The organism is Deinococcus aquiradiocola (genome assembly GCF_014646915.1).
GTDB lineage: Bacteria > Deinococcota > Deinococci > Deinococcales > Deinococcaceae > Deinococcus > Deinococcus aquiradiocola.
The window spans coordinates 38,814-60,883 of record NZ_BMOE01000004.1 but is presented as its reverse complement, the minus strand read 5'-3'; the positions used below and the strand labels follow the sequence as shown (position 1 = coordinate 60,883).

At 70.5% G+C, this 22,070-nt stretch carries 17 protein-coding genes and 2 tRNA genes; 11 read left to right on the top strand and 8 right to left on the bottom strand.

The features are described from left to right. Nucleotides 1–186: 186 nt before the first annotated feature. From IEY33_RS07490 to IEY33_RS07480, 3 genes are all read left to right on the top strand, one after another. A complete protein-coding gene (locus IEY33_RS07490) occupies nt 187–525 on the top strand; it encodes a hypothetical protein (protein WP_194517273.1) in 339 nt (112 codons plus the stop codon). Between the two features lie 118 nt (nt 526–643). After that, entirely contained in the window at nt 644–1,579 is a 936-nt protein-coding gene (locus tag IEY33_RS07485; RefSeq protein WP_188961831.1) for a MerR family transcriptional regulator, read from the top strand. Continuing rightward, on the top strand, nt 1,576–2,259 hold the full coding sequence (locus IEY33_RS07480) for a Crp/Fnr family transcriptional regulator (RefSeq protein WP_188961828.1): 684 nt from the start codon (nt 1,576–1,578) through the stop codon (nt 2,257–2,259). The genes IEY33_RS07485 and IEY33_RS07480 overlap by 4 nt, the downstream gene beginning before the upstream one ends. A gap of 115 nt (nt 2,260–2,374) precedes the next feature. Here IEY33_RS07480 and prfB read toward each other — a convergent pair. After that, nucleotides 2,375–3,470, bottom strand: a protein-coding gene (gene prfB / locus IEY33_RS07475; protein ID WP_188961826.1) for a peptide chain release factor 2 whose coding sequence is annotated in 2 segments (ribosomal slippage) — nt 2,375–3,424 and nt 3,426–3,470 — 1,095 coding nt in all. Because the reading frame shifts where the segments join, the coding sequence is not laid out codon by codon here. Between the two features lie 185 nt (nt 3,471–3,655). Continuing rightward, nucleotides 3,656–4,435 (bottom strand): VC0807 family protein, encoded by a 780-nt coding sequence (locus IEY33_RS07470; RefSeq protein ID WP_188961823.1) that lies wholly within the window; start codon nt 4,433–4,435, stop codon nt 3,656–3,658. Between the two features lie 104 nt (nt 4,436–4,539). On the opposite strand from IEY33_RS07470, the gene IEY33_RS07465 reads away from it, so the two are divergent. The 3 genes from IEY33_RS07465 to IEY33_RS07455 all read left to right on the top strand — a co-directional run bounded on the left by IEY33_RS07465 (nt 4,540) and on the right by IEY33_RS07455 (nt 10,333). Beyond that, nucleotides 4,540–6,954: a GAF domain-containing protein gene (locus IEY33_RS07465; RefSeq protein WP_188961821.1), complete on the top strand. Its 2,415-nt coding sequence runs from the start codon at nt 4,540–4,542 to the stop codon at nt 6,952–6,954. 131 nt (nt 6,955–7,085) lie between these two features. Further along, nucleotides 7,086–8,450: an acyl-CoA dehydrogenase family protein gene (locus IEY33_RS07460; protein WP_229670860.1), complete on the top strand. Its 1,365-nt coding sequence runs from the start codon at nt 7,086–7,088 to the stop codon at nt 8,448–8,450. A gap of 248 nt (nt 8,451–8,698) precedes the next feature. Next, nucleotides 8,699–10,333 carry a diguanylate cyclase gene (locus IEY33_RS07455; protein WP_188961819.1) on the top strand — a complete coding sequence of 545 codons (1,635 nt, stop codon included), beginning with the start codon at nt 8,699–8,701 and terminating at the stop codon, nt 10,331–10,333. A gap of 98 nt (nt 10,334–10,431) precedes the next feature. Here the strand turns inward: IEY33_RS07455 and IEY33_RS07450 are convergent, their stop codons facing one another. Further along, nucleotides 10,432–12,162 carry a VanW family protein gene (locus tag IEY33_RS07450; protein WP_306415601.1) on the bottom strand — a complete coding sequence of 577 codons (1,731 nt, stop codon included), beginning with the start codon at nt 12,160–12,162 and terminating at the stop codon, nt 10,432–10,434. A gap of 201 nt (nt 12,163–12,363) precedes the next feature. On the opposite strand from IEY33_RS07450, the gene IEY33_RS07445 reads away from it, so the two are divergent. Beyond that, the gene (locus IEY33_RS07445) at nt 12,364–13,563 is read left to right on the top strand and encodes an acyl-CoA dehydrogenase family protein (RefSeq protein ID WP_188961813.1); all 1,200 of its coding nucleotides are present in this window, start codon (nt 12,364–12,366) and stop codon (nt 13,561–13,563) included. Nucleotides 13,564–13,645: 82 nt separating this feature from the next. Here IEY33_RS07445 and IEY33_RS07440 read toward each other — a convergent pair whose 3' ends face one another. Then, the gene (locus IEY33_RS07440) at nt 13,646–14,335 is read right to left on the bottom strand and encodes a Crp/Fnr family transcriptional regulator (protein WP_188961811.1); all 690 of its coding nucleotides are present in this window, start codon (nt 14,333–14,335) and stop codon (nt 13,646–13,648) included. Between the two features lie 189 nt (nt 14,336–14,524). Then, a complete protein-coding gene (locus tag IEY33_RS07435; RefSeq protein ID WP_188961809.1) occupies nt 14,525–16,321 on the bottom strand; it encodes a 30S ribosomal protein S1 in 1,797 nt (598 codons plus the stop codon). A 204-nt stretch (nt 16,322–16,525) separates the two neighbouring features. Between IEY33_RS07435 and IEY33_RS07430 the strand changes: the two genes are divergently transcribed. From IEY33_RS07430 to IEY33_RS07415, 4 genes are all read left to right on the top strand, one after another. Continuing rightward, nucleotides 16,526–16,599, top strand: a tRNA-Gln gene (locus tag IEY33_RS07430). Between the two features lie 126 nt (nt 16,600–16,725). After that, on the top strand, nt 16,726–17,682 hold the full coding sequence (gene trxB / locus IEY33_RS07425; RefSeq protein ID WP_188961807.1) for a thioredoxin-disulfide reductase: 957 nt from the start codon (nt 16,726–16,728) through the stop codon (nt 17,680–17,682). A gap of 131 nt (nt 17,683–17,813) precedes the next feature. After that, nucleotides 17,814–18,326 carry an HD domain-containing protein gene (locus IEY33_RS07420; protein WP_188961805.1) on the top strand — a complete coding sequence of 171 codons (513 nt, stop codon included), beginning with the start codon at nt 17,814–17,816 and terminating at the stop codon, nt 18,324–18,326. 173 nt (nt 18,327–18,499) lie between these two features. Further along, nucleotides 18,500–18,574: transfer RNA gene (locus IEY33_RS07415), tRNA-Glu, on the top strand. Between the two features lie 56 nt (nt 18,575–18,630). Here IEY33_RS07415 and IEY33_RS07410 read toward each other — a convergent pair. The 3 genes from IEY33_RS07410 to IEY33_RS07400 all read right to left on the bottom strand — a co-directional run bounded on the left by IEY33_RS07410 (nt 18,631) and on the right by IEY33_RS07400 (nt 21,986). Then, nucleotides 18,631–19,341, bottom strand: a complete 711-nt coding sequence (locus tag IEY33_RS07410) for an aminotransferase class IV (protein ID WP_188961803.1) — start codon at nt 19,339–19,341, stop codon at nt 18,631–18,633. Then, nucleotides 19,322–21,250 carry a chorismate-binding protein gene (locus IEY33_RS07405; RefSeq protein WP_188961800.1) on the bottom strand — a complete coding sequence of 643 codons (1,929 nt, stop codon included), beginning with the start codon at nt 21,248–21,250 and terminating at the stop codon, nt 19,322–19,324. The genes IEY33_RS07410 and IEY33_RS07405 overlap by 20 nt, the downstream gene beginning before the upstream one ends. A gap of 121 nt (nt 21,251–21,371) precedes the next feature. Continuing rightward, complete coding sequence (locus tag IEY33_RS07400; protein ID WP_188961797.1) at nt 21,372–21,986, bottom strand: hypothetical protein; 615 nt, start codon at nt 21,984–21,986, stop codon at nt 21,372–21,374. Nucleotides 21,987–22,070: the final 84 nt, after the last annotated feature.

The following is a 22,070-nucleotide window of genomic DNA, read 5'->3' as shown; positions in this document are numbered from 1 at the left end:
TACGTTCCGCAGGAAAGGGCAGCGGGCAGGCGTCCTCTCCTGCGGAGTCGTGCCGGTCATGGGCGCGTCCGCCCAGGAAGGAATGCCGGCGCCGTTTCCGGCGCCTCTGAAATCGGATCAACACCGGATGACCAGAGCTGGCACGCCCGCAGGCCCGGACCGTACACTGGACCTGAGGTGAACACCATGAATCGACACTTCGGGACGCGGGTGCTGGCGTGCGTGGCTGCAGGACTGCTCGGGACGGGACTGGCGACGGGCGTGGGCATGTCGAACACCTGGCTCGACATGACGGGCAGCAAGGCCCGCTGCATCCAGCAGGCGACGACCGCCGTCAAGAAGGCGGGCTTCACCGTCAACTTCGAGGTGTCGGGCGAATCGGTGTTCGCGGATCAGGAGGACTACAGCGTCCTGTTCCGCTGCGTGGCCGACAAGGGCCTCGCGTACATCGTGGTGGCCGGCCCCGACTCGGACCTCGCCGACCAGTACGTGGACGACGTGCAGAAGGGCTTCAGCAGCAAGTGAAGCGCCGCTTGGAGGGGCGGCCGGGGGCGTCCCGCGTGCGCTCCCTTCCGACCGCTCAGCACTGCACCCGTTGGTACGGTTGACGGCGTACTGACGTGGCTTAATGGGCCTCAGACCTATGTCCAGTGCCCTCGCCACCACCCCCCTGTACACTGCCAGCGAAGTCGAGACCCGTACGGGCGTCCCGGCCACCACCCTGCGCCAGTGGGAGCGCCGTTACGGCTTTCCCAGCCCGTCGCGCACGGCGGGCGGGTACCGCATGTACAGCCCGCTCGACCTGAGCTGCATCGCGTTCATTCAGGCACGGCAGGACGAGGGCGTCCCCGTGAGCCGCGCAGTGGAGCTCGCACGTGAGCACTTCGCGGCGCCCCCGCCCGAAACGTCGCCCCTCGTGGACGACCTCGTCGCGGCCCTCCTGCGTCCCGATCACGCCGAGGCGAGCCGTCTGCTGAGTCAGGCGCACGCCGTCAACTCCACCGAGCAGGTCATGATCGAACTCATGCAGCCCGCCCTGTCCCGCATCGGGATCCTGTGGGAGCGCGGCGAGATCACGGTCGCGCACGAGCACCAGGCGTCCGCCTTCCTGAAGGTCCGACTGTCACAGCTGCTGGAAGCGGCGGGCCTGAACGACCTCGGCCCGGCCGTCGTCGCCGCGTGCGGGCCGGGCGAGCACCACGAGATCGGCCTGATGATGCTGGCCGTCGTGCTGCGCCGCCGGGGCGTGCGCGTGCACTACCTGGGCGGCAACACACCCCTGGCGGACATCGCGGTGTACGCACGGATGGTCGGGGCGCGCGCCGTCCTGATGACCGTGAACACGCAGGAATCGCTGGCGGCGCTGCGCGAACAGCTTCCCGACTTCGTGGGCCTCACCGTGCCCGTCTTCTACGGCGGGCAGATGATCAACATGCACGCCGACACTGCCCGCGACCTCGGGGGCCGCACCCTCGGGCGGTCCGCGACGGAAGCGGCCGACCTGCTCGTGCAGTGGCTGCAGGACGCGGGCACCGGCACCCAGGACAGCACCCTCATGCCGGGAGGGATGGACGCGTGAGCGCCGAACGGGACGCGGCCACCCCGGCACGCATCCGCGTGGCGCGCGGTGAGCGCATCTACGCGCAGGGCGAGACGACGCGCGTCCTGTACCGCGCCGACACCGGCCTCATCCGCCTGTATCAGGTGACGCCCCGTGGCCGTACCGTCACCCTGCGGCACGTCCTGCCCGGCGATTACTTCGGGGAAGACAGCCTCGTCGCGCCCGGACAGACGCCCCTCCCGCACCGCTACTCGGCCGAGGCGCTCACGTCCGCCAGCCTGTACGTGTACGACCCTGCCGCCCTGTCGGAACGCGAGCTGCTGGACCTGTCGCGCAGCATGGGGCAGCAGCTTCGCCGCGCGATGCTGCACGAGGTGCACCTGCAGTCCGGCGACCTGAAGCACCGCGTGGTCCGGTACCTGCTGGAACTGTCCGACACGCCGCTCGGCTCGGAAGACGCCGACAACCGCCTGTACGTGCGCGCCACGCACGAACTGCTCGCCGAGGGCAGCGGCAGCACCCGCGAGAGCGTCAGCAAGGTCGTGACGGACCTGCGCGACGCGGGCCTCGTCGAGACAGGTTACCGGCACATCACGCTCCTCGACCTGAGCGCCCTGCGGGAACTGGCGGGCCTCGACCTGCTCAGCGACACCGAGACCGCCCACCCCGGCCCCGGCCCGACCCGCAACCTCACCTGACCGCGCCACACGCGGAAGCGGTCGCCTGAGCAGACGAGGGAGGGCCAGGACGTTTCCGTTCCTGGCCCTCCCTCGTTTCACTCGCGCTGCTCGCCGAGTGCCCCGCGACGTCGGTTTACTCGTCGTCTCCGAGTTCCTCGGCGCTGCGTTTCCCGGCCATCCATTCCAGGCCCGCCCACATGAACTCGTCGAGGTCACCGTCGAGGATGTTGCCGGAGTCGTGACGCATCACGCCCGTGCGGTGGTCCTTGACGTACTGCTTGTCGAGCACGTAACTGCGGATCTGGTTTCCCCACTCGATCTTCTTCTGCTCGCCGCGCGCGGCCATCTCCTCGGCCTCGCGCTTCTTCAGTTCGATGTCGTACAGGCGCTGCTTGAGGATCTGCAGCGCGATCTCGTGGTTCTTGATCTGGCTTCGCGTCACCTGCGAGGCGACGGCGATGCCGGTCGGAAGGTGCGTGAGGCGCACGGCGGAGTCGGTGGTGTTCACGCCCTGACCGCCCGCGCCCTGCGAGCGGAACACGTCGCGGCGCAGGTCGCTGTCCGGAATGTGAATGTTGATCTCTTCCGGCGGCACTTCCGGCACCACGTCCACCGACGCGAACGACGTGTGACGGCGGTTGTTGCTGTCGAAGGGCGACACGCGCACGAGGCGGTGCACGCCGTGCTCCGGCGCGAGCATGCCGTACGCGCGTTCGCCCCGGATGATGAATTCGGCGCTGGTGATGCCCGCCTGATCGCCGTCCTGCTGGTCGATCAGCTCGACCTTGTACCCGCGCCGTTCACCCCAGCGCATGAACATGCGTTCCAGCATCCCGGCCCAGTCCATGCTCTCGGTGCCGCCCGCGCCGCTCTTGACGCGCACGATGGCGGCCGCGTCGGCGTGCTTCATGGTGAAGAGCGTCTCGCGGTACAGGTCGTCGATCTGCTGTTCGAGGTTCGTCTGTTCCTCGGCGAGCATCTCGCGTTCGCTGTCGTCCGCGAGTTCCAGCATCTCGTTCAGGCCGGTCGCGTCGCTCTGCAGGCGGCCGTAGATGTCGGTGATGCGCCGGAGGCTGCCGGCCTCCTGGTTGACCTTGCGGGCCCGTTCGGGGTTGCTCCACAGGTCCGGGTCGGACAGGTCGCGGTCGAGTTCGTTCAGCCTGCGCGTTTTGCCGGGAATGTCAAAGGTACTCCCGGAGTGAGGCCAGTTTTTCTAGCAGTTCCTGCATGGCATTCTCCCTTCCGCGCCCCCTACCTGTGGGCTGCGGGATAACCTGGGAAGTATAGCAGTCGCCGCCCGGTCGGCGCGGGCGGCAGTCACGGTCCTGCGGGGTCGCGTGTGGCCGGGGCCACGGGGGTTCCAGGTTCGGCGTGGTCTGGGATTACAGCGTTTCGAGTTCGGCGTGGTCGCAGGTTACAGCGTTTCGAGTTCGTGCCAGAAGCCCTGCTGCCACGGCCACGCGCGTCCGCCGGTGAGCCGCCGGGTGGCCTGCACCGTCAGGTACGCGGCCCACGCGTAGAACAGCGCGTCCAGCACCATCGCCATCGGGAAGGTGATGGCGTGCGCGGTCGCGACCTGCGCGTTGAAGGCGGGCGTCCCGAACGGCAGCGTCACGTAATGGATGGCGACCACGTAACTGCCGATTCCCAGCAGCAGCGCTTTGAGGGCCACCAGCCACGTCGCCCCGGCGAGCGCGTGGCGCACGGCGGGCTGGGACAGCGCGGCACTCAGCAGCCTGGAGCGTTCGGGCGTCTCGGGGGCGACCACCCCGAAGAACAGGAACTCGAACAGGGGCCGCCGCACGGCGAGCGACACGAGGCACACGAGCACCAGCAGGCCAGAATGCAGCGCGTCCTTCAGGGCGAACGCCACGCCGTCCAGGCGCAGGAAGCTGACGACGGCGCCGCTCAGCGCGCCCGCCAGCATGAACACCGCGAAGGGGTTCAGGACGCGGTGCCTGGCGGTGTCCCACACGATGTAGATGGTGGGCAGCAGGCCCGCCAGCACGTACACGCCGTACACACCGAGCAGTGCCGTGAGGTCCGGAAGGTGGAAGGGGCGGGGGTTCAGGAGGGCGTAGGGGAGCACGAACGTGAACAGCACGTCCAGCCCGAATTTCGCGATGCGGGTCCAGGCGACCTGGTGGCCGCTGCTGGGGCGCGTCTGCGTGCTGGTGCGGCGTTGTCCGGTCACGGGACCCATTGTAGGGGAGGGGGGAGGCGCGTGCTGTGCCGAGTGTCCCGGTCCGCTGTCCCGAAATGGACGGGCGGGAGGGGTGACGCGTCGTATGCTGGGGCATGACGAAGGGGGGGCGTAAACCACAGGCATCGTCACGTTCGCCGCAGACCGAGGCGCTGCCCTGCCCGCTGGACGACGTGCCGGACGTCGCGGCGGGAGACGCGCTGCCGGACCCGGACGCGTCCCTGCGGCGACTGCTGGGCGTCGCCGTGCGGCTGTCGGGCTTTCCGGCGGGGGCGCTGGCCGGCCTGCCCGGGGAGTGGTCGGGGGGCGTGACGCTCGGAGTGGAGCGCCTGTCCGGGTCGGTGGGGCCGGAGGAGCTGCTGGCGTTCGCGCTGGACCTCGTGGCGGGCGGTGAGGTGCTGGTGGTGCCGGACGCCGCGCGTCACGCCGACTGGGCCGCGCACTCGCTCGTGAAGGAGCATGGCGTGCGGGCCTTCGTGACGCTGCCGGTCCGGCTGCCGGGCGGGGCACTGCTGGGCGCGCTGTGCCTGTTCGGCACGGTCGCGGGGGGCGTGCCGGACGCGGGACTGCTCGCCGACCTGTCGGCCCTGGCGGACCTCGCCGCGGATCAGCAGCGCCTGCAGGCCGGGCAGGTGGCGCTGGAACGCCAGCGGAACGCGGGCGACCTGCTGTCGCAGAGCCTGAGGGAGGCGCTGTCCGGCGCGCAGACCCTGCAGGCCATCTCGGCCCTCAGCGACCTGGGGCTCGGGGTGGGCGAGCTGCTGGAGCAGGGCGCGGCCCTGTGCGCCTCAGTCGTGAACGTGGATCTGGGTTCGCTGGTGGCCGTGTACGACGACCGGGCCTTCGTGTTTCCGGTGTGGCACTCGCCGCGCGCGGAGGGCTTCGCGCGGCAGGTGAGCCGGGGCCTGCGCCGCGACGAGTGCACGCAGCTGTGGGACGTGGCGGGTCGGTCGCTGCCGGAAGGGCTGTTCGTGAACGATTACGGGCATGCGCCGGGCGCCCACATCGGCATGGTGCAGGCCGGCGTGCGCGCGCAGGCGTACGTGCCGGTCGGACGGCGAGGCGAGGTGCGGTACGTGATGGTCCTCAGCCGCCTGCATCAGGACCTGCCGTGGCGGCAGCATCAGCGGGACCTGATCGGATCGGCGGCCCGCATGATGCGCGACCTGTCCCTGCAGATCCATCAGCAGGAGGAACTCGACGCGGGCCGCGTGCAGCTGGAACTCGCGCTCGGGAGTGCGCCCATCATCCTGTTCGGGACGGACGCAGGCGGGGTGTTCCGCACCATGCGCGGCAGCGGGATCGGCACGCAGCCGTGGATGCAGGTGCTGGGGCAGGGCGTGCAGGAGGCCTTCGCGGGCGTCCCTCAGGTCGTGCGGAACGTGGGGCGCGCCATCGCGGGGGAGGAGTTCGACGACGTGGTCGAGACCGGTGGCCGCACGTACGACGTGCATTACATGCCGGTCCGGGGCGCGTACGGGAGCAGCGGCGGGATGCTGGGCCTGGGGTACGACGTGACGGGCCGCGTGCACGCCGAGCGGGAGGCCGTGCGGGCGCACCGTCAGGCGGAGGCCCTGCTGCAGCTCGCGCAGGCCGTGCAGGGCGACGTGCTGACGACCGAGGCGGCCCCCGCCCTGGACGCGCTGCTGCGCGTGCTGACGGACGCGCCCGAACCGTGGGTGGTGCTGTGGGAGCTGCACGGCACGACGTACGTGCCGCTCAGTCAGCGGGGAGCGGTGCCGCCCGAACTGCGCGCCCTGCACGAGATGGGCCTGCCGTTCCGGCTGTACGACCGTCTGATCGGCGTCACGAACCGCAACGCGTACCTGTCGGACCGGGACCTGACGGCGGAACTGCTGGCGGTGCGCGTGCGTGGCCTGGCGGCCCTGCCGCTGCTGGTGCGGGACGGGCGCTGCGAGGTGGGCCTCACGGCGTACGCGTCCCGCCCGTGGAACCCGGCGGAACGGGAGGTGCTGGAGACGGTCGCGGGCCTGTTCGGTGCGGCGGTGGTGCGACTGAACCGCGTGCGGGAGCTGGAGATGGACCGCGTGTCGGAACCGTCCCTCGGCAGCTGGAATCGCCGCACGCTGAACGCGGCGCTGGAGGGCGCGCTGCGCGGCGCGGCGGACGCGGACGAGGAACTGCTGGTGGTGTCGGTGGACGTGCAGGGCCTGCGCGGCTACCGGTCCCGGCAGAGCGAGGCGGGCCGCGCAGCCCTGAGTGCGCGGGCCGAAGACGAGTTGCGTGCGGCGCTGCCGGGCGGGGCCGAACTGTTCCGGCTCGGGATTGACGAGTTCGTGGCCGTGTGCCGCCCCGTGCGGGTGGGGGCGGGTGTGCCGGGCACCCCGGCGGAGTGGGTGTGGCGTGCCATGCTGGCCCTGCGTGCGGCGGGGTTCGCGCAGGCGGGCGCGCGGGTGGGGACGGCACGTTACCCGGTGGACGCGCGCAGCGTGCCGGAGTTGCTGCGCGTCAGCGACGAGCGATTGATGGACCACGAACTGCACTCCTGAGCAGGGACGGCCCGTTTGAAGCACTGCGGGGCGCGGCGGAGTGTTCGGGCGTGCGGAGCCTGAAGATCTGCTCAAGGGCGCCTGGGTGCTTCCTTGCACTCCGCAATTTGGACCGGGTGTAACTTGCCGGTATGCAAAACCCGAGCACCGAGAAGGTGGGGGCGGCCCTGGGCGGCCTGGACCCCCGCAAAGTCGAAGCCCTGTCGCGCCGCCTGGACCTCGCCGCGCTCGTGGACGCCGCCTCTGCCATGAGCGACACGCAACTCCACGCGCTCGGCGGCATGCTCGCCACGCAGGCCTCCCCGCGCAAGGAACGCCCCCTGCCCGCCGCGAACGGCGACTTCTACGACCTGATGTCCACCCTCAGCGACCGTCAACGCGAGATCGCCGCGCGCGTGCGGCACTTCATGGAGACGGAAGTCGCGCCCATCATGAACGGGTACTGGTCCCGCGACGAGTTCCCACAGTCCCTGATCCCCAAACTGCGCGACCTGAACCTCACGCGCGAGATCTGGAACGACGACGGCACCCGCACGCCGGACGCCAGCGTCACGGAAGGCATCATCATCATGGAGATGTGCCGCGTGGACGTCAGCACCGCCGTGTTCTTCGGGGTGCACGCGGGCCTCGCACTGGCCAGCGTCGCACTCGGCGGGGACGAACGCCAGCTGAAGGAATTCATGCCGCGCCTGCTGGACCTCGACATGGTCGGCGCGTTCGGCCTGACCGAACCTGAGGGCGGCTCGCAGGTGAGCCGTGGCCTGCGCACCACCGCGCGCCGCGACGGGGACAGCTGGGTCCTGAACGGCGAGAAGAAATGGATCGGGAACAGCACCTTCTCGGACGTGACCGTCATCTGGGCGCGTGACGAGGCCGACGATCAGGTTAAGGGCTTCCTCGTCCGCAGGGGCACGCCCGGCTTCGAGGTCGAGAAGATCCAGGGCAAGATCGCGCTGCGGATGGTCGAGAACGGCCACATCCGCCTGAGCGAGTGCCGCGTCAGCGAGCAGGACCGCCTGCAGCGCGCCACGTCGTTCCGCACGACGGCCGACGTGCTGCGCCTCACGCGTGCGGGCGTCGCGTGGCAGGGCGTCGGCTGCGCGATGGGCGCGTACGAACTCGCGCTGAAGTACGCGCAGACCCGCGAGCAGTTCGGCAAGAAGATCGGGGAATTCCAGCTCATCCAGAACCACCTCGTGCACATGCTCGGCAACCTGACCGCCATGCAGATGCTGTGCCTGCGCCTGTCCGGCATGGAGGACGCCGGGATCATGCGGGACGAGCACGCCGCGCTCGCCAAAGTCGTCACGGCCGCCCGCTGCCGCGAGACCGTCGCCCTCGCCCGCGAGACCTTCGGCGGGAACGGCATCCTGCTGGAGTACGGCGTCGCCAAGCATTTCTGCGACACCGAGGCCATCTACAGTTACGAGGGGACCAACGAGATCAACACGCTGGTGGTGGGCCGCGCCGTCAGCGGTCTGAGCGCCTTCGTCTGAGCCTGCCCGTCTGATTCTGAATCGAGCTGGACTCCAGAAATCCGGCCGGGCGGAGCAAACACAAAGGGGACGGTCTGGAGGAGATGGAAGACGGCAAGCGTCCTCTTCTGGGGAGCTCTGCCAGCCACGTGTAGTGGGTTGCCCGGGAAGGGACGTCGGCGCCGTTTCCGGTGTCCCCAACCGTACGGGCTGTCCTCCCCCAGGACGGGGGGACTCACCTTCACGCGCTTCGGGTAGACTCTCGGCACATGACCAGTCTTACGCTCTCCCGGCTGCAAGAGGCGTGGAGCTGGCGTGAACTGGACGTCGCCCGCTGCCGCGCCCTCACCCCGACATTGCCCGAACCGGACCCGGCCTCGTCGTACGGACAGCCCGCCTCTCTCGTCCCCCACCCGGATGCGGAGGAGCGTGCGGCTGTCCTCGTGCTGACGGGGTACACGGCGTTCCGGGAGGCGCGGCCCGCCGAGGCGCTCGAAGCGGCCGGGGAGGCGCTCGCGCTGCTCGGTTTGGCGCGGGCATCGCTGTGGTACAGCCGCGCCCTCAACGTCCGCAGCTGCGCGCAGCTGGAACTCGCGGAGTTCGGCCTCGCGACCGTCACGCTGCGCGAACAGCTGCGCGCCAGCCGCGACAACGGCGACGTCGAAACGGAAGGCGCGGCCCTCCACGACCTGGGCGTCATGCACACCCGCCTCGACCCGGACCACGCCGAAGGGTACCTGCTCGCGTCCCGCAGCATCTTCGAACGCACGGCGAACACGGTCGGTCAGGCGTTCACGGCCTGGAGCCTCGGGGAACTGCGGGAACGGCAGGGCCGCGCCCCGCAGGCCATGGACCTGTACGGCACGGCCCTGCAGCTCGCGACCCGCTGCGGGCACCGCGCCATGCAGGTCCTCGTCCTGTCCCGCCTCGGTGAGCGCGCCCTGCAGGCCGGGAACGCCGAGCAGGGCGAACGCTGGCTGCGCGACGCGCTCGCCCGGCAGTCTCAGGACCCCGCGCGGCCCCTGTGGATCACCGTCCCGCCGCTCGTGCACCTCCTGATCCACACCGGGCGGCTCGCGGAGGCCCGGGAGGTGCTGGAAATGCAGCTGCAGGGCGCCACGCACGCCGGAATGCGCGCCGTGCAGTCCGAACTGCACGCCCTGCTGTGCGACGTGCACGAGGCGCTCGGCGCACCCCTGGAGGCCCTCGCGCACCTGCGCCGGCACGTGACGCTGTACCGCCAGGAGAACGCCGACGAGCAGGCCCGCAAGGTCCGGGCGCTGGAAGTCCTGCACCGTACCGAACTCGCCGAACGCGAGGCCCACACGCACCGGCAGCGCAGCGCCGAACTGCAGGCCGCGCTGAACGAACTGGAGGCGCTGCACCTGCAGCTGGAGAAGGCGAGCGCCACTGATGAACTGACCGGCGTGCACAACCGCCACCACCTCATGACGGCCGGCGTGCGCCTGCTGGAAGGCCAGCCGCAGCCCGCGAACGTCGCGGTCGCCATCCTGGACATCGATCACTTCAAGCGCGTCAACGACACGTACGGCCACGACGGCGGTGACCGTGTGCTGCGCGCCTTCGCGCAGTTCCTGAAGCGCGGCCTGCGGCCCACCGACCTGCTCGCCCGTTTCGGCGGGGAGGAGTTCGTGGTACTGTTCCCCGGCACGCTGCTGGACGAGGCGCACGCCCTGCTGGACGCGCTCCGGCACTCCCTGACGCACTTCACGGTGGATGGCCTGCCCGTCAACCTGACCGTGTCGTTCACGGCGGGCGTCGTGAACTGCCCGGACGGGCAACTGCTGCCCGCCCTGCACCGCGCGGACCAGCTGCTGTACCGCGGCAAGCGTGCCGGGCGCGGCGTCGTCGAACGCGAGAGCCTCGCCCGCCGCCCCGGCTGAATCCGCCTGAACGGTGAGGCGCGGCGCGCGTCCAGCCCCCGGGTGGGGGAGGGCGCGCGCCGCGAGGCGCACGAACGAGGTTCAGGTGGGACTGGTCCTTACTGGCCGACCTCGTAGATGGCCTGCCAGGGCTTGTAGCTGGTGACGGTGCGGTCGCTGCGCGTCACGCCCTTGTCCTGAATGGTGCGCGTGATGTACAGGTTGTATCCGTCGGCGGCCCAGTCGATCTGCTTCATCGCGCCGCGCGGCAGGTCGGCGCTCGGCACGTACTTCGGGGCGGGGTGCGCGGTGTGCGACGTGATGACGGCGGGCGAGATGCTCACCTTGCGCGTCTGCGGCAGGCCCCACACCTGCACGGTCAGGGTGGAGCGCGCGTTGTCGTTGAGGGTCTTGACGAGGATCGGGCCGCCCGTGTCGTTCTTGAGTTTCAGGTCCTTGCCCGGGTCGTACACGGCGGCCTCGAAGCCCACCTGCGGTTCGTAGTACCCGACGCGGTACGCGTGCTGGTTGCGTTCCACGACCGGCAGGCCCGCCTGATACAGGGCGCGGAACACGGTGGTGGACACCTGGCACACGCCGCCGCCCAGGCCGTCCACGGTGCGGCCCGCGCTGATGATGAGGCCCGTCACGAAGCCGTTCTCGGGGCTGATGCCGCCGAGCGTGTCGAGGAACGAGAAGTTCTCGCCGGGCGCGACGACCGCGCCGTTGATCTTCGCGGCGGCGTTCGCGACGTTCACGCGGCGGGCCGGGCTGGAGTGGTAGTACGTGCTGCGGCCCGTCGCGATGAGCGTGAGTTTGCTGGCGTCCGGCAGGTCCGCGAGCTTCAGGGTGGGCGCGCTGACCTTGGGGGTCAGGACGATGCTGGTGGCCTTGGGGTCCAGCACGGCCTGCGACAGCAGTTTGAGCGTCTGGGCGGGGTCGCTGACGAGTCCGGCCTTCTCGGGCACCTTGCTGAGCGTGCTGCCCTTGAGGGCATAGCGGGCGTTCTGGGCGGGCTGGTCCACGGCAGCCGAGATCTGCTTGACCTTGGCGGCGATGGTGTCCCTGTCGAGTTCCAGTCCGGCCTGCCGGACCCAGAAGAGGTTCGCGACCTGCAGGCGCGTGAGCGTGAAGACGGGGCCGGTCTCGCCGAGCCGCACCGTGAGGGGCCTCACGAGGGCGTTGCCCTGGTCCACGAGGGCCTGCAGGGACTGCGTGCTGTACATGGGGGTGGCCTGCACGACGTTCAGGGTGAGGGTGCGCGTGTCGGGGTGCTGCACGAGGGTCTGCACGCCGTCGTCCACCTTGACCTGAATGCCGGGCGTGCCGGGTCGCACGGCGTAGCGGGTCTTGTCGAAGACGATGCTGGCGTTGCGGGGCGCGGTGTTCTGCGCGGCGGTCAGGGCCGTCAGGGCGCTGCGGGCGACGGCCGGGTCGTACTTCTGCACGAGCGGCAGGTCCTGGGTGGGTGCCTGTCCGATGAGCGTCTCGACCTTCTGGGCGAGGCTGCGGCCGCTGCTGGCGGCGATGGCGGCGTTCAGTTCCGCCTGCGGGTCGAGGCTCCAGCCGAGCTGCGTGGCGGGCACGGTCCAGCTGGCGGTGCCTGCCTGCACGGTGATCTGGGGGGCGTCGCCACTGATCTGGCCGAGGCGGGCGAGGGCGGCCTCGCGCGTCATGCCGCCGAGGTCCACGCCGCCGACCCGGATGCCGCTGGCGATGGTGCCCGGCGTGGTGTTCATGCCCAGGGCCAGCGCTCCGCCGAGCAGCAGCACGGCGGCACTCCCGGCGATGCCGAGGGCCAGGACGCGGCGGCGGGGGTTGGGGGTGGTGGGACGGGACTCGGTGTTCACAGCGTTCATTGTACCCACTTGTGTCTGGACAGAGTGAAGAATTCCACGATTGGCGCGGTGTTCTCGGCTTCATGAACGTGGGGTTTCCTGACAGGTTTCTGTCAGTCGGGTCGGTCTTCGGTGCGGGTGTGCCAGGGCCATGCAATCCTAACGAGCGTTTGTTAGAGTGGTGGCGTCTCACCTCACCACCCCAGGAGCCCCATGACACACACCCGCACCCCCCACGACCTCAACGACGACCAGCGCGCCATCCTCAGCACCCTTCAGACCTTCCTGAAACACAAGGTCGCCCCAGGCGCAGCCGAACGCGACCAGACCGGCGAATTCCCGCACGACCTCGTCCGCGAACTCGGGGACATGGGCATCATGGGCGCCCAGACGCCCGAACAGTACGGCGGCAGCGCCCTCGACACCGCCACCTTCGCCCTCATCGTCGAGGAGATCGCCGCCTACGACGGCTCGCTGTGCCTCACCGTCGCCAGCCACAACAGCCTCTGCCAGGGCCACATCCTCATCGCGGGCACCGAGGAACAGAAACGCACCTTCCTGCCCGACCTCGCCTCTGGCCGCACCCTCGGCGCGTGGGGCCTCACCGAACCGCAGTCCGGCAGCGACAGTGGCGGCCTCCAGACCCGCGCCGTCCAGCAGGACGACGGCAGCTGGACGCTCAACGGCGCCAAGAACTTCATCACGCAGGGGTCGGTGGGCGGCACGTACGTCATCCTCGCCCGCACCGATCCCGCCCGCCCCGGCCGCTCCAAGACAGACGGCATCAGCGCCTTCGTCTTCAACCGCGCCGACGTGCAGGGCTTCAGCGTCGGCCGCAAGGAAGACAAGCTCGGCCTGCGCAGCAGCGACACCGCCCAGCTGCTCTTCAACGACCTGCAGCTGCCCGCCACGGCGCTCCTCGGCACGCGCGGCCAGGCCTTCAAGGACGTCATGCGCGTCCTGGACGGCGGCCGCATCGGGATCGCCAGCATGGGCCTCGGGCTCGGCCGCGCCGCCTTCGACTACTGCGCCCGCTACACCAGCGAACGCGAACAGTTCGGCGCGCCGCTCAGCAGCAACCAGGGCGTCGCGTTCCGCCTCGCCGACATGGACGTGCAGCTGGAGGCCGCCCGCCTCCTCATCCGCAAGGCCGCCGATCTGAGGGACGCCGGGCAGGACTTCACGCTCGCCGCCGCGCGCGCCAAACTGTACGCCACCGAGGTCGGCGTCAGGGCCTGCGACGACGCCATCCAGCTGCTCGGCGGTTACGGCTACATCAAGGAATACCCCGTCGAACGCTACTGGCGCGACAACCGCCTCACCCGCATCGGGGAAGGCACCAGCGAGGTGCAGCGCATGATCATCAGCCGCGCCGTGATCGCCCGCCACCGGGGCGCCCTGCAGCCCGCCTGAACCACGGCGAGGGAGGGGCGGGACGTGAGCATCAGCGCTCCTCGTCCCGCCCCTCCCTCAGTTCTTCCATCCTGCCTCTGCTTTACTCCTCGGCCAGCTGGTACAGCAGGTTGTCGAGCCCTTCCGGGTCGAGGACCTTCACGTTGCCGCCCTGCACGCCGACCAACCCGCGCACCTGCATGCGGCGCAGCAGGCGGTGTGCCGTCTCACGGCTGCTGGAGAGGCGCTGCGCGAGGTCCGTCACGGTGAGCGGCAGTACCTCCGGGTCCGGCAGGGCCGCCTGCACGCGCCGGTCGTACATCTGCGTGAGGACCTGCGCCATGCTGGCCTCCGTGCTGATGCCCGCCGCGATCAGCTCGTCGTTCAGCTGCGTGACGCGGTCCGCCAGCAGCCGCGCGAGGTTCCACAGCACGCGCGGGTGGCGGCTCATGACGCGCTCCAAGTGATCGCGGTACAGCACCTGCGCCCGCACCTCCTCCAAGGCCGTGACGGTCGCGCTGCGGCTGCTGCTGCCCAGCGCGGCCGTCTCACCGAGTACGGCAGGCGCGTACAGGTCGCCCAGCACCCGGACGCGTCCGCCCAGGCTGGTGCGCGTGACGCGGGCCACGCCGCTCTTCAGGAGGTACAGGGCCTCGCCGGGCGCGTCCTGGCGGACGATGGTGTCTTCGGGCGCGTAGGTGAGTTCGATGGAGCCTTCCAGCGCCATCTTGACGCCCTCTGGACTCACGTCACGGAACAGGACACTCTCGGAAAGATCATGAAGGCGCAGCATCGTCACCGATCCTACTCCCCGCCCCGTAACCTGGCCGTGTCATCTTCACGGCCCACCGAGCAACGTGAAGAACTGCACGGACACGTGCCAGACGGACTGCAGCACCCTCCAGGCACAACAGAGGAGAGGCGACCCGCAGGCCGCCTCTCTCTTCAGTTCACCGCGCCGGGATCACCCGGGCAGAGGAGCTTACTCGCCGCTCTTTTCCTCGGTGCCTTCCTCGGGCTTCTTGTCGGCGTCACTGCTGCTCAGACCGAACTGAGCAAACAGGTCCGCGTACACGTCACCGAGCTTGGTGCTGATCTTGCCGGCCGACGCGTCCTTCGCGGCGTAGCTGTAGTCGTAGTCCACGCCACCGCCACGACGGCGACCGCCGCCACGGGCCGCGCCCTGACCGCCACCCATGCGGCTGTCGCTGCGCGCGCCGCCGCCCTGGGAAACGTAGTCGCCACCGCGCGCACCGGCGCCACCGGGGGTGACGGCGGGACCGCCGCCCAGCGCACGACGGCGCGAGAGGCTGGCACGCTGCTCGACAGGGTCGATGTTCAGGATGACGGCTTCGATGTCGTCGCCCTTCTTGAACAGGTCGGCGGGGTTGTTCACGCGGTTCAGGTCGAGTTCTGAGATGTGAATCAGACCCTCGATGCCTTCCTCGATCTCCATGAACACGCCGAAGTCCGTGAGGCCCGTGACCTTGCCCTTGACCGGCGTGCCGGGGGGGAAGCGGTCGGGGAGGCTGCTCCACGGATCATCCGTGGTCTGACGAAGACCGAGGCTGATGCGGCGGTCTTTCTGGTCTATGCGCAGGATGAGCGCCTCGACCTCGTCGCCTTCCTTCAGCACCTCGTTGGGGTGACGGACGCGCTTGGTCCAGCTCATCTCGCTGACGTGCACCAGACCTTCCAGGCCGGGCTCGATCTCCACGAACGCACCGAAGTTGGTGAGGTTGGTGATCTTGCCGTTGACCTTCTGGCCGACGGTGTACTTCTCGACGGCGCCTTCCCACGGGTCGGTGGTGAGGGCCTTCATCGAGAGGTTGATGCGCTCCTTGGTGGGGTCGATGTCGATGACCTGCACCTGGACCTTGTCACCCACCTTGACGACTTCGCGGGGGTGGTTGAAGCGGCCGTACGTCAGCTCGCTGCGGTGAACCAGACCGTCAATGCCGCCCAGGTTGACGAACACGCCGAAATCGGTGATCTCGACGACTTCGCCCTCGAAGGTCGCGCCGGGCTCCAGCTGGCCGATGGTGGCCTCGCGGGCCTGGGCCTTGCTGGCTTCCATGATGGCGCGGTGCGAGATGATCACGCGGTTGCGCTTGCGGTTCAGCTCGATGAGCTTCACGTCGAGCGGCTTGCCGACGTAGGGGTCGAGGTCGTTCACGCGGCGCGTGTCGACCTGGCTGGCGGGCAGGAAGGCCCGGATGCCGTCGATCTGCGCCACGAGGCCGCCGCGAACCTTCTCGATGATCTCCACCTGGAAGGCCTCGTCGCGCTCCTGCATGTCGGCCAGCACGCGCCAGCCCTTGTCCTGCTCGGCGCGCTTCTTGCTGAGCACGATCTGGCCGTTGGGCACGTCGCTGCGCACGACGTACACCTCGACCTGATCGCCGGGCTTGAAGGTGGCCTGGGCCTCTTCGTGGCTCACGGGCTCGTCGCCGATCTGGTTGAAGGGAATGACGCCTTCGATCTTCGCGCCGATGTCCACGGCCACGCCGTCGTTGCCGACGAAGACCACGGTGCCGGTCATCACGTCGCCGCGGGAAACCTCGCGCATGCCGGGGAGGTTCTCGCTGGCGAGGACGTCCTCCATGGTCATGGCCGGGTACTCACGGTCGTCGATGTTCTGGCTGGCCGTGCTCGGGCTGGCCTGAACGGGGGCGGCCGCCGGGGCGCTGGCCTGGGCGGTGTCGGTGCCCTGGGTGGGCTGAATGTTCCCGCTGTCCTGAGTGTTCTCAGTTGCGGGGGTCTGGGTCTGGTCTTCCATGAACTCCTGTCCTCCTGTACGCCAGCGTTTGAGCGCGGCAACGCCCCAGTATAGCACCTCTAAATAAGCCTCCGCAAGCAAAAAACGCGGGATTTGCAAAGTGTGCTCTTGACGGCATGCAGGGCCTTGGGTATACTCCCTCTCGCTGCAAAGGACCGCCACCGGCGGGCACCGGAACAGTTCGTCCAGAGCGAAGAAGAACGTTGGGGCATCGTCTAACGGCAGGACAACGCTCTCTGGAAGCGTCGATCATGGTTCGAATCCATGTGCCCCAGCCAAATGAACCGCAGACCTCCGGGCCTGCGGTTTTTTCTGTCTTCCGGCACGCCGAACCGCCTGTGCTTTAAAAAGTAAAGCGTGCCGAGGTGACGGTGGGCCGCGCCGGGCTTTGCTACCCTGACACCATGACGAACGAAGCCAGGCAGGTCGACGTGATCATCATCGGAGGCGGACCGGCAGGCCTCACGGCCGCCATCTACACCGGACGCGCCAACCTGAAGACCGTGATCCTCGAGAAAGGACTCCCCGGCGGGCAGATCGCGCAGACCGAGGAAGTCGAGAACTACCCCGGCTTCCCCGAACCGATCCCCGGCCCGGAACTCGCCGAACGCATGGTCAAACAGGCCGAGAAGTTCGGCGCGGTCATCGAGATGGAAGAAGTCCAGAAGATCGAGCACGCGGGCGGCACCTTCACCGTGACCGGCTACGACGGCAGCTACCAGGCGAAAGCCGTGATCCTCGCGACCGGCGCGAACCCCAAACGCCTCGGCATTCCCGGCGAGGAACTCTTCTGGGGCAAGGGCGTCAGCACCTGCGCCACCTGCGACGGCTTCTTCTACCGCGGCAAGCACGTCGTCGTGATCGGCGGCGGCGACGCGGCCGTCGAGGAGGGCCTGTTCCTCACCAAGTTCGCGGACACCGTGACCGTCATCCACCGCCGCGACAGCCTGCGCGCCAACAAGGTCGCCCAGGCCCGCGCCTTCTCCAACCCCAAGATGCGTTTCATCTGGGACACCGCCGTCGAGGAGATCGTCGGCGAGGACAGCGTCCGCGCCGTGAAGCTCCGGAACCTCAAGACCGGCGAGGAGAAGATCCACGAGACCGACGGCGTGTTCGTCTTCATCGGTCACGTCCCCAACACCGGCTTCGTGGAAGGCACCGTCAAGCTCCGCGAGGACGGTTACGTGGAAGTCACGGACGAGATCTACACCAGCGTGCCCGGCCTGTTCGCCGCCGGTGACGTGTCGGACTTCGTGTACCGCCAGCTCGCCACCAGCGTCGGTGCCGGAACGCGCGCCGCCATGAGCGTCGAGCGCATGCTGGCCGCCCTGGAAGTCGAGACCGAGGCCGCCGCCGACTGAGGACGGCCGGTGACGGCGTGCGGGCGCTCCCCTGACCGGGCGGGCGCCCGCCGTCCATTTCCCGCCTGCCGGACGCCACGCGCGCGGCCACGAACGGGCCGGGAACGGCGTTCTCCGCTATCCTGCGCGCCATGCCTGCCCACGCCACCCCCCGGCACCCGCTCGCCCGCCTGCAGCACGTGGGGGCCAAGGTCACGCGCCTCGCCCGCTCGGTGAGCGTCTCGCAGGCCCGCCCGGACGACACCTGGGCCGCGCGGCACCTCACGCCCGGCGAGACGCGCGTGTACCTGGGCATGGACCCCCGCGACCGCGAGCACGCCGTACGCGTCGCGCAGGCCATCCTGAACGCCGAGGGCCGCGCCTCGCCGGACCTGCTGGCCGCCGCACTCCTGCACGACTGCGGCAAGCAGGTCCGCCCGTACCGCGTGTGGGAACGCGTGGGCGCAGGCCTCATTCCGGGTCCGCTGTGCCGCCTCCTGCCGCTCGGGCCGCTGTGGGTGCGGGGCGAGCACCCGGACCTCGGCGCACGCCTCCTGCGGGCCGCCGGGGCACGCCCGCGGGTCGTGGACCTCGTGCGGCGGCACCACACGCCCGGCCCGGACCCGGACGCCGTGCTGCTGCACCGCTACGACAACATCGAGTGACCTCACCACACGGGCCGGCGGAACCGACTGGCCGTGATGGGACGGCCCGCCACCGCGTGCAGGGTGGGACTGCCGCACCTCACCTTGACAAACGCGGGACGGGCAGCTAGTCTGATCGCCGCTCCTAACGCCGTCCGTTGCTCGCAACGTGCGGGACACAAGCACCACCAGGCGGCCCCATCGTCTAGCGGTTAGGACAGCGCCCTCTCAAGGCGCAGACACGGGTTCAAGTCCCGTTGGGGTCACCACCAGACCGCCCGGCCACCGCGCCGGGCGGTTTTCCTTGCCCCCGGTGGCCGCCTGTTCAGGCGGGCGGCACCAGCGCCGGGTGACGCGTGACCGGCCACTGTGCCGTGAACGCCCGCGTCCAGCCGGACGCGCTCACCTGCCCGACCGGGACGACGCCCAGCCCCGCCCCGCACAGCCACACCCGGTCCGCGCCGCGCAGCACCCCAGGCGTCACCGGCACCGGGCGCGCCTGCACGCCCAGCTCGGCCAGCCACGCGGCCCGCGTGACGCTGGGCAGCCCGCCGTCCGGCACGAGGAATTCACGGCCGGACCTCAGCAGCAGGCCCGACCGCGACCCGTCCACCGCGCAGCCCGCCGCGTCCGACAGCAGACCCTCCAGCGCGCCCCTCCCGGCCGCGTCCCGCGCCGCCAGCAGGTACGGCACGTAGTTGCCGGTCTTGTGCAGGCCCAGCAGCGGGTGCACCTGCGCGTCCCCCCACCAGACGGCCGCGCCCGTCTGCGGCACGGACTGCGCGGGGAGTGGCCGGTGGCTGTGGTACGTGCCGTCCGGCGTCACCGTGAGCCGCAGCAGACCCCACGGCAGCGCGGTGTCCAGCGCCGGGACCTGCGGGTCCGGGGCGGGCAGGCCCAGCAGCGCGCACGTGCCCGCCAGCCGATCCAGGTGCGCGTCCAGCAGCAGCGGCGCGCCTGCCCGCGTGCGGACGGTGCTGAACGCACTCAGGCCGTGCAGCCACGCGCTCCCGAACTCAGCGGGCAGGGACGGCACTCGCCTCCCCCGGCACGCCCGGCCGGACCAGCGTCAGCCAGTTCCCCAGCAGGTGCCGCCCATGACCGCTCAGCAGGCTCTCCGGGTGGAACTGCACGCCCCACGCGGGCCGCCCCGGCACCTGCATCGCCATGACCTCCCCGTCCGCCGAGGTGGCCGTCACCATGCCCGGCGGCAGGTCGCGCACCACCAGCGAGTGGTACCGCGTGAACACCGCGCCCTGCGGCACGCCCGCGAACAGGCCCGTCCCGCCGTGCCGTACGCGTTCCGGCATGCCGTGCAGCGCCGCGCCCGCCCGCGCCACCCGCCCGCCCACCGCCTCCCCGAGCGCCTGATGGCCCAGGCACACGCCCAGCAGCGGCCACCCCAGCTCCAGGCACGCGCGCGTGAGCGGCAGCGTCACGCCCGACGACTGCGGCGTGCCCGGGCCCGGCCCGACCATCACGGCGTCCGGCCGCAGGGCCAGCAGGTCCGCCAGCGGCGCGTGATGGTCGCGCAGCGTCACCTCGGCCCCCAGCGCCGCGAGGTCGTGCGCGAGGTTCTGAGTGAACGAGTCGTGGTTGTCGAGCAGCAGCACGCGCGCCCCCACGCCGGGCCGCGACGTGACGGCCGCCGGCGCCCACGCCTCGCCGCGCTGCACGGACGGCGCGCGCGGCGCACGCACGGGCGCAGCGCCGGACAGCACCTCCAGCAGCGCCTGCGCCTTGATGACCGTCTCGCGCGTCTCGCGGGCCGGGTCCGAATCCATCACGATGCCCGCCCCGGCCCGCACGCCCACCCGCCACCCGCTCCCGCCGTCCGTGCGCCGGAAGGACGCCGTGCGGATCAGGATGTTCAGTTCCACCCGCGCGCCGCTCAGCACGCCCACGCTGCCGGTGTACCACCCGCGCGGTCCCGGCTCCAGCGCCGCGATCTCCTGCATCACGCGCTCCTTCGGCGCGCCCGTGATCGTCCCACCGGGAAACGTCGCGCGCACCACGTCCTCCACGTCCAGGCCCGCCCGCGCCTGCCCGCGCACCTCGCTCACCAGATGCATGACGTGGCTGTAACGCTCCACGCTCCGGTACTCGGGGACGTTCACGGTGCCCGGCACGGACAGCCACCCCAGGTCGTGACGGATCAGGTCCGTGAGCATCAGGTGCTCGGCCGCCTCCTTGGCGTCCGTCCGCAGGTCCAGTTCCAGCGCCGCGTCGCGTTCCGGCGTGTCCCCGCGCGCCCGCGTCCCCGCGATGGGCCGCGCACTCACCGCGTCCCCCTCCCAGCGCACCAGCCGCTCCGGGCTGCACGACACGATCACGTCGCGCCCCAGGTCCAGGAACGCCATGTACGGACTGGGGTTGTCCTCCCGCAGCCGCAGGTACGCGCCCAGCGGGTGCCCGGTCGCGGCGGCCGTCACGCCGCGCGACAGGTTCACCTGGTACACCTCGCCCGCCAGGATGCCCTGCTGCACGGCCAGCACCCCGTCCGGGAACGAGAGGTCGTCCGCCGAGAACGCCCCCACAGACAGCGGTGGCACGGGCGGCACGTCGCCGCCGAGCAGGTCGGCCCAGTCGAGGTGCGGTTCGCCCACCACCTGCACGCTCCCGTCCGCGCGGTCCCACACGATGCCCGAGGGGTACTCGCCCCACGTCTGCGCCTCGCCGTCCGGCGGGTGCGCCGGTAACCCCCACGCGCGCGCCGCCTCGTACTTCAGGCCGCCCAGCCACGCCGGGAACAGCGCTTCGCCCGCCGGACGCTGCGGCAGCGTGTGCCGCACCGACACGGGCGCCGCGCTGAGCAGCGTGAACCGAGACTGGAACGTCACCTCGCCCAGCGACTCCAGCAGCGCGACGCCCGGCACGCCGCGCGCCACCAGCTGCCGCAGCGCCACGTCCGGCGTGACCGGGAACGGAAGGGGAGACGACTTCACGGCGCAGATTCTAGACCATCCGCTCCCGCACCGCCGTATGCCCCGGCGACCGGGCGGCGCGCGCGAACGTCGTGCTGGAGCGTCCGGGAATGAAACTGCCCGGCGCGCCACAGGGCCGGAACTACAGGCCCAGCAGACCGAGCGGCGCGGTCACCTCCAGCTCCGAACGGAACGGCTGCACGAGCGGCGCGGAGCGCGCGTCCGGCGGGCGGACCGACGTGTTCAGGTCCGGCACCTGCCCGCTCCGCACGGCCGAGGCGACCTTCTGGAAGTCGATGTCCGGCACGCCGAGCGCCCTGTTGACCTCGGCGCGCACGTACGCGTACCGGTTCAGGGTCATGCCTTCCCGGGCGAGCGCGCCCGCCTGCGCTCTGCGCGCCACGCCGACCGAGCCGGTCGCGTCCCGCAGGACGCCCAGCACCGTCAGGGCGTTCGGCGACTGCCCCAGCTGAATGTCCCGGAAGACCTTCTCCACGCCGCTGAAACTGTCGCCCATCGCCGTGCGGACGCTGCGGCGCACCCGTACGAACCGCTGCACGTCCGCGCGCGTCAGCGCCGCCTGCGTTTCCGCCTGCTGCGCCTGCGTCTGCTGCGCCGGGGCGGGCGTCCCGAACCCCGTCAGGAAGCCCTGCACCGGCCGGTACACCAGAAAGTACGCGAGCCCCGCCACGACCAGCACTCCCAGCAGCAGGCTGCCCAGGCAACCCCCGCACCCACACCCCGAACGGCGCATCATGCCGCTCAGGCTACCGGGCGCACATGAAGAACGCCACTGCGGGCGGCGCGGCCCGGACCGTGTGCTCTGCGAGAGTCCTGACAG